11 protein-coding genes are annotated in these 12163 nt (G+C 61.6%); 1 reads left to right on the plus strand and 10 read right to left on the minus strand.

The window, feature by feature from the left end:
• Window positions 1–44: 44 nt before the first annotated feature.
• Window positions 45–1385: a flagellar hook-length control protein FliK gene (locus M2497_RS22895; RefSeq protein WP_248483399.1), complete on the minus strand. Its 1341-nt coding sequence runs from the start codon at window positions 1383–1385 to the stop codon at window positions 45–47.
• Window positions 1386–1884: 499 nt separating this feature from the next.
• On the opposite strand from M2497_RS22895, the gene M2497_RS22900 reads away from it, so the two are divergent.
• A protein-coding gene (locus M2497_RS22900) for an IS3 family transposase (RefSeq protein WP_248483401.1) occupies window positions 1885–3436 on the plus strand; the annotation gives its coding sequence in 2 pieces (ribosomal slippage) (window positions 1885–2345 and window positions 2344–3436; 1554 coding nt in all).
• 489 nt (window positions 3437–3925) lie between these two features.
• On the opposite strand, the gene M2497_RS22905 is transcribed toward M2497_RS22900, so the two are convergent.
• From M2497_RS22905 to fliE, 9 genes are all read right to left on the minus strand, one after another.
• Window positions 3926–4273, minus strand: coding sequence for an Hpt domain-containing protein (locus tag M2497_RS22905; protein WP_071493755.1), 348 nt, complete (start codon window positions 4271–4273; stop codon window positions 3926–3928).
• A gap of 30 nt (window positions 4274–4303) precedes the next feature.
• Window positions 4304–6022, minus strand: a complete 1719-nt coding sequence (locus M2497_RS22910; protein ID WP_248483402.1) for a fused response regulator/phosphatase — start codon at window positions 6020–6022, stop codon at window positions 4304–4306.
• A complete protein-coding gene (locus tag M2497_RS22915) occupies window positions 6019–6321 on the minus strand; it encodes an STAS domain-containing protein (RefSeq protein ID WP_248483404.1) in 303 nt (100 codons plus the stop codon). Before M2497_RS22915 ends, M2497_RS22910 begins: the two co-directional genes overlap by 4 nt.
• A gap of 65 nt (window positions 6322–6386) precedes the next feature.
• Entirely contained in the window at window positions 6387–6836 is a 450-nt protein-coding gene (fliJ, locus tag M2497_RS22920; RefSeq protein ID WP_016975640.1) for a flagellar export protein FliJ, read from the minus strand.
• Between the two features lie 3 nt (window positions 6837–6839).
• The gene (gene fliI, locus M2497_RS22925) at window positions 6840–8198 is read right to left on the minus strand and encodes a flagellar protein export ATPase FliI (RefSeq protein WP_248483406.1); all 1359 of its coding nucleotides are present in this window, start codon (window positions 8196–8198) and stop codon (window positions 6840–6842) included.
• Window positions 8188–8952: a flagellar assembly protein FliH gene (gene fliH, locus M2497_RS22930; protein ID WP_248483408.1), complete on the minus strand. Its 765-nt coding sequence runs from the start codon at window positions 8950–8952 to the stop codon at window positions 8188–8190. The genes fliI and fliH overlap by 11 nt, the downstream gene beginning before the upstream one ends.
• Before the next feature lie 10 nt (window positions 8953–8962).
• Entirely contained in the window at window positions 8963–9982 is a 1020-nt protein-coding gene (gene fliG, locus M2497_RS22935) for a flagellar motor switch protein FliG (protein WP_010208743.1), read from the minus strand.
• Window positions 9975–11756 (minus strand): flagellar basal-body MS-ring/collar protein FliF, encoded by a 1782-nt coding sequence (fliF, locus tag M2497_RS22940; protein WP_058424911.1) that lies wholly within the window; start codon window positions 11754–11756, stop codon window positions 9975–9977. Before fliF ends, fliG begins: the two co-directional genes overlap by 8 nt.
• Window positions 11757–11772: 16 nt before the next feature.
• A complete protein-coding gene (gene fliE, locus M2497_RS22945; protein WP_015885194.1) occupies window positions 11773–12102 on the minus strand; it encodes a flagellar hook-basal body complex protein FliE in 330 nt (109 codons plus the stop codon).
• Window positions 12103–12163: the final 61 nt, after the last annotated feature.

A 12163-nucleotide genomic window follows, 5' to 3' on the forward strand; every position in this document is an offset into this window, starting at 1 on the left:
ACACAGCCTCATGGGGGCAAGCCCCCTCCCACATTTCGTCCGGATCAGGCGTAGTAGTCGACCGCACTGGAGCCGATTACGGTTGAGGTGACCGGCGTCACGGCTTCAGCCACATCAAGGTGGTTGCCGCTGTCGCCATTGTCACCACCGCGCCCGCCGCTACCGCTCACACCACGGGTCTGGGCCTGCTGCTGTTGTTGCTCCTGCCCACGGGACTGGTCCGACACGTTCACGTCCACCTGGCCCATGCCCTGCTGGGCAAACATCTCCCGCAAGCGCCCGGACTGGCTTTCCAACGCTTCACGCACTACCGGGTGGGCACTCATGAAGTTGACCTGGGCCTGTTGGTCGGCGGTCATGTTGACCTTGATATCCAGGCGGCCGAGCTCAGCGGGTTGCAACTGGATCTCCGCCGACTTGAGGTTGGCGCTGGACAGGTACATCACCCGGTTGACGATTTCGTCGGTCCAGCCGCTCTGGTGCATGGCCAATGGTGCATTGGTCACCGGTGGCAAGGCGTTGGCGGTTTTCGGCGTGGCCGCCTGGGTCAATGCGGCCAGGCGGTTGGCGAAGTCATCGACACGGGTGTCGCTGCTGGCGTTCTTCAGGTCCTTGAGACCGTCTTCGATCAACCCGCTGAAAGCCTTGTCGCCGCCCTGGTCGGTGCTGTCCTTGGTGGCTTGCTGATCGACCATATTGGCCAGGCCGGCGGCGAAATTCTGTGCGGCGGTGGGTTGATCCTGAGTCGGTGCCGGAGCGCTTTTTGCCTGCGCCTGGCTGCTGGCCGATACATGACCGCCCTGCTCCATCGCCAGGCGTACGGCTGGCATGGCATCCAGGGGATCAGCCTCCGGATCGAACGCGGGCTTGGCCTCCTCGGTCGCGGCGACCGGCGCCGCGACCACTGGCTGGGTTTTGTCATCCTTGGCGGTGGTAACGGGCGCGGGTGTTTCAACCGGCACCGGCACGGCTACCGGGGTGACGGTGGCAATCAATGCCGGGTCGACCACCGGGTCGGCCGGAGGCTGCTGCACCAGGGTCGGGTCGGCTGGCGCGTCATCATCCTTGCTGGCGCTGTCGTCGGTTTTGGCCGGCGGCGTGGCAGGCAAGGTATTGCCGCTATCGGCAACGGCTGGCGTGCTGGCGGCAGGCTTGTCATTGCCCGCTGCAGGCTTGGCGCTGGCATCGGACGACTTGCCTGCGGTGGGTTTGGCCGAGCTGTCGTCGGTCTTGACCGAAGGTTTGGACGCCTGGTTGGCAAACACTTGAGCGAAGCCAGGGCCCTTGTCCCGTGGGTCCGCAGCCGCTGCCGGTGGGTTGGCAGAGGGCGCTTGAGGCTTGGCCGCGGGGGCAGCCTGAAGGAGCGAATTGGGGGCGACTGGCATAGGTAAAGGTCTCCACTGCATGGGGGTCGGGGATGCAGCAACTGGAGGTAGAGCAAGAGTTGGGCCAGGTTTTGGGTTTTGTGTGTATATCCATTATTTGGGCAACGGCGGCTTATGGTTCCGCCCTTACGGCGGCTCACTTTTGAAAAGCGCAAAAGTAAGCAAAACGCTCTTGCCCCAACACTCGGCACCTCGCCCAGGCTCGGTGTGCCCGTAATCCGACAGTGATTTGGGGGGCCGCCGCCACGCGCCATCCATGGCGCGGGGCGGCTAAACCGGCATCCCTGCCGGTTTACCCCCCAAATCCCTGCCGAATTCCGGCCAGCGTGTTTGACGGGGCGCCTAAGATCAAAATCAAAAGCAGATCAAAAGCCAGAGCCAGAGCCAGAGCCAGAGCCAGAGCCAGAGCCAGAGCCAGAGCAAACCACCCCCCGGTGTCAGGGTAGTTGTCGTGTCCTCCGCTTTTTAAAAGTATTCCGGGGGCGGCAAGAGTAAGGTCATGCCTTTCTATTCAGAAGAACGCAAAGCTGCGCTGTTGAAAATGATGCTTCCGCCCCTGAGCCTGTCAGCGTCGGAGGTCGCGCGCCGTGAAGGTTGTAGCGACATGTCTCTTCATTATTGGCGTAAGCAAGCTGCTGCCAGAGGTTCTCAGTTGTCCGAAAACAAGCAGTCGCCTGAAAGTTGGTCTGCCGAATCCAAGCTCATGGCAGTCATCGAATCATCAGCTTTGTCGGAGCTGGAGCTGAGTGAGTATTGCCGTCGCAACGGTATTTTCCCTGAGCAAATTGACGGCTGGCGCAAAGCTTTCATTGCCAACAGCACTAATCACTCAGCGCTGAAAAAAGGAATCGCTGGTGAGACCAAGGAGGATAAGAACCGGATTCGGGAGCTGGAGCGTGAGCTGCGCCGAAAGGATGCAGCGCTGGCTGAAACAGTCGCATTGCTGGTGCTGCGAAAAAGCTCAATGCCTACTGGGGGAGCGACGACGAGGACAATTGACCTTGTTGCCAGAACGGCATCTTCTCGTCGACTGGCTCACCGAAGCCATCACTGCGGGCGCCCGCAGGGCGCCTGCGTGTCTAGAAGTCGGTATTTCGCTACGCACGCTACAACGCTGGATCCTGCCCGAAGCGTTGTTGGCAGATGGGCGCACCACGACGGTGAGGCCAGTGCCGAATAATGCTCTGACTGATGTTGAGCGCCAAGCCATCCTGGCCTTGTGCAACAGCAAGGCCTACGCACATCTGCCACCGAGCCAGATCGTGCCACGGCTCGCTGACGAGGGACGTTACATGGCATCGGAGGCAACCTTTTACCGAGTGCTGCGTGCGGCAGATCAGCAGCAGCATCGTTCCCGCGCCAAACGCCCGCATCGCCATGAAGCACCCACCACCTACGCGGCGACAGCCGCCAATCAGGTGTGGTCTTGGGATATCACGTACCTGCCGTCGCCAGTTCGTGGGAAGTTTTACTACCTGTATTTGATCGAAGATATCTACAGCCGAAAGGCTGTGGGCTGGGAAGTTTACGAAGCAGAAAACGGTGAAAAAGCCGCTGTCCTACTGCAACGAAGTGTCACTAGAGAGAAGTGCTGGCGTCAGCCGCTGGTGCTTCACTCGGACAATGGCGCACCGATGAAATCGGTGACGTTACTGACCAAGATGTACGACCTGGGTATCACGCCATCGAGAGGAAGACCCCGGGTAAGCAACGATAATCCTTACTCGGAGTCGCTGTTTAGAACGCTGAAGTACTGCCCGCAGTGGCCGCAGGATGGATTTGGCAGCCTGGATGACGCGCGTATCTGGGTCAGGAATTTTATGGCCTGGTACAACACCGAGCATCGTCATAGCCGAATCCGCTTCGTGACACCCGCCCAGCGCCACGAGGGAAAAGACCGGGAAATCTTGGCCCGGAGGGCGGCAATCTATGGGCAAGCGAGAGAAAAAAGGCCTGAAAGGTGGTCAGGCGAGACACGCAACTGGAACCCTATCGGGACGGTGTACCTCAATCCCGAAAGGGAGCTGACAGTTGTCGTGAAGGTCGCCTAGCAAGACGGGAGACACGACAACTACCTTGAAAAACGCCGCCACCCTTCAACTGATACATGAAGATCAAACTGTGGGAGGGGGCTTGCCCCCGATGGCGGTGTGTCAGCCAACTCATCAGTGACTGACCCACTGCCATCGGGGGCAAGCCCCCTCCCACACTTTGACCGAGTACCGGCCATTCAATCCGGTCGGCTCTAAGGCCGCCGCGCTCTTGCTTTTGATCTGGGGCGCCCCGTCAAACACGCTGGCCGAACGCAGGCTTGAATCCGTGGGTAACCCGGCAGGACGCCGGGTTAGCCGCACTGGGCCATGGATGGCCCATTGCGGCGGCCCACGGATTCAAGCCGGAGTGAGGGAACACCGAGCCTAGGCGAGGTGCCGAGTGTTGGGGCGAAGGCCTTTTGGTTACTTTTGGGCCTTTCCAAAAGTGACCCGCCGTAAGGGCGGAACCATAAGCCGCCGTTACATAAAAAACGGATATGTACACAATCAAACCTGAAACCGCTGCCGCTCCGACTCATACAACGGCTTCACCAACGCAAACTCCCGATCAATCTGATCGACCAGCTCCCCCAGATCCCCAACCGCAGACTCAACCGACTCAACCTCCAACCGCTGACACAACTGCGCCAACCGCACTGCCCCAAGGTTCCCACTGCTGCCCTTGAAACTATGCGCAATCCGCCCCAACGCCTTGGCGTCATCCCTGGCCTTGCGCAGTGCTTCGACGCGTTTTTGGGAATCATCGAGAAAGGTATCAAGCAGCTTGGGATACTCGCCTTCCATGACTTCCTGCAAACCCGACAACACCTCCGGGTCCAGATGTAGATCAACCACTTGCTCGCTCCTTGATCAAGAATCGGCGGATTATGCCAGAGCCTCCCAGGAAAACTCCACGCAGACACTGCGCCCGCCGTCCGACCAGCGTACATCGCTGCTCAATTGACGCACCAGGCTCAAGCCCCGGCCTGACAGACGGTCGATATCGAGCGGCCGCGCCAGCATCTGTTCCACGTCGAACCCAGGACCGCTGTCCTCGATGCGCAGGGTCATCCTTCCGCCCACCTCGGTCGGCACCACCTGCACATGCACCCGTATATAGCCGCTGTTGAGTTGTGCCAGGCGGTCATTACGCAGGCGGTAATACTCGGCAAACCCTTGGGCGTCACGCTTGAGCCGAGAATCCAGACCCAGCACGCCATGCTCCAGCGCATTGGAATACAGCTCCGCCATCACGCTGTACAGCGCCCCGCTCTGCTCGCGCAGACCGTGAATCTCCAGCAGCAGTTGCAGCAAGTACGGCAATGGGTTGTAACGCTTCAACGTCTCAGCACGAAATTCGAAACTGACTGACCAATCCAGCGGACAAGACTGGCCACTGTCGGCATACAACGGCCCGCTGGCACGCAGCTGCTGGCCGGCGTGCAGGGTGATTTCCACCATGCTCACGTCATCCCGCGCTTCGCCCCGGAACGCCGCCAGGGCCTGCTCGATATCTTCAAACAGCCGATCCGGCTCACGGTTGGCAGCGAACACCTGCTGCAAGCGTTCAGCGCCGAACAACTGGTCATTGGCGTCAGCGGTATCCAGCACGCCATCGGACAACAGGAACACCCGGTCACCCAGGGCCATGGGCCAGACCTCGGTGCGATCATCAAAGGCTTGCGCCGACAGCACACCCAACGGCAAATGCCGCGATTCCAGTGGCGTACGCTTGCCGGTGGCGATTTCATGCACGTAGCCTTCGGGCATGCCGCCGTTCCACACCTCCACCACCCGCCGCTGGGTGCTCAGGCACAACAGGGTGGCGCAGCAGAACATGTCCACCGGCAGGATGCGCTTGAGCTTGGCGTTCATCTCGCGCAGGGTCTGCGCCAGGCCGTAGCCCTTGGCGGTCATGCCGTAGAACACTTCCGCCAGGGGCATGGCGCCCACCGCCGCCGGCAGGCCATGACCGGTGAAGTCGCCGAGCAGCACATGCATGTCGCCGGACGGGGTGTAGGCGGCCAACAGCAAATCACCGTTGAACAACGCATAGGGCGATTGCAGGTAGCGAATATTGGGCGCGGCATTGATACAGCCGGAATGGGCAACCTTGTCGAACACCGCCTTGGCCACCCGCTGCTCATGCAACAGATAGTCGTGGTGCTTGGCGATCAGGTCGCGCTGCTGCAAAACCGTCGCCTGCAACCGACGCAGACGGTCCATGGCGTTGATCTTCGCCGCGAGAATCAGCTGATTGTAGGGCTTGGCTAGAAAGTCATCACCGCCGGCATCCAGGCACTGAGCCAGCGCTTCGCTCTCGCGCAGGGACGTGAGGAAAATCAGCGGCACCAGCTCCTCACCCGCCAATTGCTTGATCCGGCGCGCCGCCTCAAAGCCGTCCATCACCGGCATCAGCGCATCCATCAACACCAGCTGCGGGCGCTCACGGGTAAACACCGCGACCGCTTCAGCGCCGTTGGTGGCCGTGAGCACCTGGTGGCCCTGGCGCCGGATAATGGTCGACAGCAGCAACAGGTCGGCGGCACTGTCTTCGGCGATCAGGATTGTCAGCGGCTCAAGGACCGGGGCCAGGACGCTCAACTGATGTCGAACAGTTTGTCGAAGTTGGAGATACCGAGGATCTTGCGCACATCCGAATTGCTGTTGATCACCCGGATATCGGCGTCATCGCCGGCATGGTCGCGCAGCAGCAAGAGCATGCCGAGGGCGGAGCTGTCGAGGTAGGTCGTCTCTTTCAAGTCCACGATGTAAGTGTTGGGCACTTTGTAGAAGCGCTCATAGGCTTCGCGAAAGGTCTGGTGGCTGCCGAAATCGAACCGGCCCTTGACTGCGATCGTCAACTTCGTCCCATCCAGGGATACTTCTGACTCGACTGACATGTGACTGCTTCCTTGTCATTGGCAATGACACAAGGTTTAGCAGGTGCCGGGGATGTGGGCAACTTTCAATAGACGTCTTTGCGCGGCATGCGCTGCGAAAGCTCATCCAGCAACTTCTGCTCGCGCTTGTCTTCAAGCGCTCGCGCTTCATCGATATAGCGCTGCACCAGCTTGCGCAAACCTTCGACCCGGGCAAACGCGGCTTGCCAGCTCTCACGTGCCTTGTCGAGGTTGTTCTGGTGCCAGGCCAGGCTTTGGCGCTGCTGGCCGACGGCGGTTTCCAACTGGTTGAGAAAGCCCTGGTAACCCATCAGCCATTGGCCGGACACGCCCTTGCTGCCGCGTTCGATCCATTGTTGCTGGTACTCGCCGCGAAAGCGCTCCAGGTCGCCCAGCTTGCTTTCCGCCAAGCGGACTTGCCCCTGGAAGTAACCCAGGCGCTGCACGGCGGTTTTCTCGGCTTTTTCGGCCATGTCCACCACCGGAGCCAGGCGCGCGGCGCGGCTGTTGGCCATGGCTTAGCCGCCTGGCGCCGGGGCGAAGATCGACTGCAGGTGCGCTTCGCTTTCGCCCATGCTGATCTTGTCGTTGAGACCCTGGCGCAAGTAGGTGACCAATTGCGGTTGCAGGGCAATCGCCAAGTCGGTGTCGCGATCACCGCCCGCCACATAGGCGCCGACGCTGATCAGATCGCGGCTCTGCTGGTAGCGCGACCACAGCTGCTTGAACTGTTGTGCACGGGCCATGTGTTCCGGCGTGACCACGGCCGGCATCACCCGGCTGATGGACGCTTCGATGTCGATGGCCGGGTAATGCCCTTCTTCGGCCAGGCGCCGTGACAGCACGATGTGGCCGTCGAGCACGCCCCGCGCCGAGTCGGCAATCGGGTCCTGCTGGTCATCGCCTTCGGACAATACGGTGTAGAACGCGGTGATCGAGCCACCACCGGCTTCGGCGTTACCGGCACGCTCCACCAGCTTGGGCAGCTTGGCGAATACCGACGGCGGGTAACCTTTGGTCGCCGGCGGTTCGCCGATGGCCAGGGCGATTTCCCGCTGGGCCTGGGCGAAACGCGTGAGCGAATCCATCAGCAACAGGACATTCTTGCCCTTGTCGCGGAAATATTCGGCGATGCGCGTGCAGTACATGGCGGCGCGCAACCGCATCAGCGGCGCATCGTCAGCTGGGGAGGCAACCACCACCGAGCGCTTGAGGCCTTCTTCACCGAGGCTGTGCTCGATGAATTCCTTCACCTCGCGGCCCCGCTCGCCGATCAGCCCGACCACGATGATGTCGGCCTCGGTAAAGCGCGTCATCATGCCCAGCAACACCGACTTACCCACGCCGGTACCGGCGAACAGGCCCAGACGCTGGCCACGGCCGACCGTCAATAATCCGTTGATGCTGCGAATGCCCACGTCCAGCGGCACGCTGATGGGGTTGCGGTTGAGCGGGTTGATGGTGGGGCCGTCCATCGGCACCCAGTCTTCGGCCTTCATGCCGCCCTTGCCGTCCAGCGCGCGACCGGCGCCGTCGAGTACGCGGCCGAGCATGCTCATGCCCATCGGCAGGCGGCCGGTGTCGGCCAACGGCACCACGCGGGCGCCGGGGGCAATGCCCGCCAGGCTGCCCACGGGCATCAGGAAAATCTTGCTGCCGGAAAAGCCCATCACTTCGGCTTCGACCTGCACCGGGTGGTAGCTGTCGTCGTTGATCACCATGCAGCGACTGCCCATGGCGGCGCGCAGGCCTTCGGCTTCGAGGGTCAGGCCGACCATGCGCAGCAGGCGCCCTTCGAGGATCGGCTGGCCGGGCAACTCGGCGGCCTCGGCATAACCGCTCAAGCGCTTGGCGAAGCTGGTGCGATCAAGGCGCATCAGGGGCGTCCAGGTCCACGCTCAGGTCGGGCTCAGCTGGGTTCAACACCTGCTCGTGGGCTTGATCCAGCAGCTTGGCCATGATCTGGCTGATGCGGGTTTCCACCGTGGCATCGATGCGGCTGTGTTCGGTTTCGACCCGGCAACCACCGGGCTGCAACGCCGCGTCTTCGACGATGCGCCAGGTTTCTTCATGGCGCTCGCGCAAGGCTTTGACCTGCTCGAAATCCTGCGGGTTGATGTACAGCCGCACGTTGCCGACGCCCAGGGGCAGCAGCTTGAGCGCTTCGCGCATCACGCTTTCGATATGGCTGGAATCCAGCACCAACTCGCGCTGGATCACCTGGCGGGCAATGTGCTGCACCAGGCCGACCATGGCCTTTTCGATCTGCGAATCCTGCTCGGCGATGGGGTCGAACAGCGTACTCATCAAGCGTTCCAGGCTGGCCAGCTTGACGCTCAGCGCCTCTTCGGCTTCCTGGCGCACCTTGAGGGTGGTGCTGCGAAAACCATCTTTTTCACCCGCCGCGAAGCCTTCGTTGTAGGCCTCCTGGCGGATGGCTTCCAGTTCTTCCAGGGTCAGTGGCTGGACTTCATCCAGCGGCACTTCTTCCATTTCCACCGGAGGTTCTTCGACCGGTTCCGGCTCGGGCTCCGGCACATGCGGGTCGAAGCTGGGCAACGACCAGATGTCGAACCCACCGACGTCCCGTGCGCGAATCAGATCGCTGGGCGCCTCATCTTTGTTCGACATGGGAAGCGCCTTAGATCATTTCTTCGCCGCCCTTCCCGCCGAGAACGATTTCTCCGGCTTCGGCCATACGGCGGGCAATGGTGAGGATTTCTTTCTGCGCGGTTTCCACGTCGCTCACGCGCACCGGGCCCTTGGCTTCCAGGTCGTCGCGCAACAGTTCCGAGGCACGCTTGGACATGTTCTTGAAGATCTTCTCTTTGACGTTTTCGTCCGAGCCCTTGAGGGCCAGCACCAGCACGTCCGAGGACACCTCGCGCAGCAACGCCTGGATGCCACGGTCGTCGACATCGGAGAGGTTGTTGAACACGAACATGAGGTCTTCGATCTGGCCGGACAGGGTGTCGTCGATCTCGCGGATCGAGTCCATCAACTGGCCTTCGACCGAGCTGTCGAGGAAGTTCATGATGTCCGCCGCACGCTTGATACCACCCAGGGTGGTGCGCGAGGCATTCGAATTGCCGGAGAACTGCTTCTCCAGAATCGTGTTGAGTTCTTTCAGCGCGGCCGGCTGCACGGTGTTCAGCGACGACACACGCAGGATGATGTCCAGGCGCACTTTGTGGTCGAAGTGGCCGAGCACTTCACCGGCCTGGTCGGGGTCGAGATACGCCACCACGATCGCCTGGATCTGCGGGTGTTCGTAGCGGATCACGTCGGCGACGGCACGCGGCTCCATCCATTTCAGGCTGTCGAGGCCGCTGGTGTTGCCACCCAGCAGGATGCGGTCGATCAGGCCGTTGGCCTTGTCTTCGCCCAGGGCCGAGGTGAGCATCTTGCGGATGTAGCTGTCGGAGCCGACGCCCAGGCTGGTCTGGTCGCCGACGATCTCGACGAACTCGCTCATCACCTGCTCGACTTGCTCGCGGTGCACATTGCGCATCTGCGCCATGGCCACGCCCACGCGCTGGACCTCTTTGGGCCCCATGTGGCGCAGCACTTGGGCGGCGTCGGTTTCACCGAGGGACAGCAGCAGGACTGCGGCTTTGTCGACCTTGGTGAGCTTGGCAACAGCGGCTCGATTATCACTCATCTGCGTTGATCCACTCTTTCACGACCTGGGCCACACGGCCCGGGTCTTCTGCCACCAGACTTTTGATTGCGTTCAACTGAGCGTCGTAGCCTTCGCTCGGGCTTGGCAACAGGATGCTTTGCGGGCCGCCGAGGCTGACGCGGTCGTTGGCCAGTTCGCCGTCCAGGCCGCCCATGCCACCCAACTCGACGTCGCTGCCACCAAAGGCCGCCAGTTGTTTCTTGCCGTTGCCGGTGATGTTGTTGAGCACCGGGCGCAGCACGCCGAACACCAGCACCAGGATGAACAACACACCCAGCACTTGCTTGACGATGTCCCAGAACCACGGCTGCGTGTAGAACGCAGGGTCAGCGATCACTTCGCCACGCTCGGCGGAGAACGGCATGTTGATCACGCTCACGCTGTCACCGCGGCTGGCGTCAAAACCGACGGCGTCCTGCACCAGGCGTGTGAAGCGTGCCAATTCATCGGCGCTCCACGGGGCACGGGTAACGGCGCCATCGGCGGCATTGACCTTGACCTGGTCATCCACCACCACCGACACCGACAGGCGATTGACGCGGCCCTGTTGCTGCTTGGTGTGGCTGATGGAACGGTCGAGTTCGAAGTTCTTGGTCGACTGGTTACGCTTGTCCGCCGGGTACGGCGCGAGCATCGGCTGGCCAGTGGCCGGGTCCATGATCTGTTGGCCATTGGCGTCCAGCAGCGGCTGGCCTGGCTGGATGGCGCCAGCGCTGGCCGTAGCGCCACCGGTGGTTTGCGGAGCCGAGGCCGGGGCCGGCGGCTGGTTGCTCAGGGCGCCCGGTACGCCTTGGGGCGGGCCATTGGCGGCAGTGCGTTGTTCGCTGGTGGATTGCTCGCTGCGCAGCGCCGGCTGGTCCGGGTTGAACTGCTCGGAGGTCGATTCGACAGCGCTGAAGTCCACATCGGCCGACACTTCAGCCTTGTAGCGGTCGTTGCCCAACACCGGTTGCAGGATGTTGTGCACACGCTGGGTGAGCATGCTTTCGACGCGACGGCTGTAATCGAACTGCTTGCCGGCCTGGGTCAGCGCGGAGTTTTCCGCCTGGTCGGACAGCAGGTTGCCCTTCTGGTCGACCACAGTGATTTGCGACTTGCTCAGCTCAGGCACGCTGGTGGCGACCAGGTTGACGATCGCCAGCACCTGGCCTGGCTCCAGGGAGCGGCCGGCAAACAGTTCCACCAATACCGAGGCGCTGGGCTTGCGCTCATCGCGCACAAACACCGAGCTTTTCGGAATGGCCAGGTGCACACGGGCACCCTTGACGTTGTTCAGGCTGGAGATGGTGCGTGCCAGCTCGCCTTCCAGGCCACGACGGTAGCGGGTGGCTTCCATGAACTGGCTGGTGCCGAGGCCCTGGTCCTTGTCGAGGATTTCAAAACCGATATTGGCGTCGGACGGGGTGACGCCGGCCGCCGCGAGTTTCATGCGCGCACGGGCCACGTCGTCGGCCTTGACCAGCAGCGCCCCGGAGTTGGGTTCCACGGTGTAGGCGATGTCGGCGGCGGCCAGGGTTTCCATGATTTGCTTGGAATCCATGCCGGCCAGGCTTCCATAGAGCGGCCGGTAATCCGGTTGCTGCGACCACAGCACCACGGCAAAACCAATCGCCACGCTCGCGGCCAGGCCGACCATCAGGCCGACCTGACGCAACATGGTCATTTCGGAAAGGTTTTCCAGGAACGACAGGCCAAACAGCGGCGGCTTGCCGTCTGCCTTGGCGGGTGCGTTGTCCACGACTGCTTCTGCCATGACTTAAATCTCGTCCTTAAACCGGCATCTGCATGATGTCTTGGTAAGCCTGAACCAGCTTGTTACGCACCTGGGTCAACGCCTGGAACGACACGCTGGCCTTTTGCGAGGCAACCATCACATCGGTGAGGTCCACGCCGCTTTTGCCGATCTCGAACGCGTTGGCCAACTGGCTGGAGGCTTGCTGGGTATCACTGACTTTGTTGATGGCCTGGCCGAGCATGTCGGCGAAGCTGCTTTGGCCCAATTCCGGCGCAGGCGCGACGGATTTCGGTTGAGCCATGGCATCCATTTGCATGGAGCGCATATCCAACATCAACCGATTGAACTCAATACCCTGGCTCATGAACTTCTCTCTCCGACAACCCGCATGTTTTTTGACGCTACGCCGCAATTACTAGGTGAAG

This window comes from Pseudomonas sp. CYM-20-01 (assembly GCF_023169845.1).
Classification (GTDB): Bacteria; Pseudomonadota; Gammaproteobacteria; order Pseudomonadales; family Pseudomonadaceae; genus Aquipseudomonas; species Aquipseudomonas azotoformans.

Excerpts from the sequence above, each read along its gene's own strand:
- fliI (WP_248483406.1), bottom strand. The coding sequence starts at position 8,198 with ATGCGCCTTGATCGCACCAGCTTCGCCAAGCGCTTGAGCGGTTATGCC.
- M2497_RS22915 (WP_248483404.1), bottom strand. The coding sequence starts at position 6,321 with ATGTCAGTCGAGTCAGAAGTATCCCTGGATGGGACGAAGTTGACGATC.
- fliH (WP_248483408.1), bottom strand. The coding sequence starts at position 8,952 with ATGTCGAACAAAGATGAGGCGCCCAGCGATCTGATTCGCGCACGGGAC.
- fliJ (WP_016975640.1), bottom strand. The coding sequence starts at position 6,836 with ATGGCCAACAGCCGCGCCGCGCGCCTGGCTCCGGTGGTGGACATGGCC.
- fliE (WP_015885194.1), bottom strand. The coding sequence starts at position 12,102 with ATGAGCCAGGGTATTGAGTTCAATCGGTTGATGTTGGATATGCGCTCC.
- fliF (WP_058424911.1), bottom strand. The coding sequence starts at position 11,756 with ATGGCAGAAGCAGTCGTGGACAACGCACCCGCCAAGGCAGACGGCAAG.
- M2497_RS22895 (WP_248483399.1), bottom strand. The coding sequence starts at position 1,385 with ATGCCAGTCGCCCCCAATTCGCTCCTTCAGGCTGCCCCCGCGGCCAAG.
- fliG (WP_010208743.1), bottom strand. The coding sequence starts at position 9,982 with ATGAGTGATAATCGAGCCGCTGTTGCCAAGCTCACCAAGGTCGACAAA.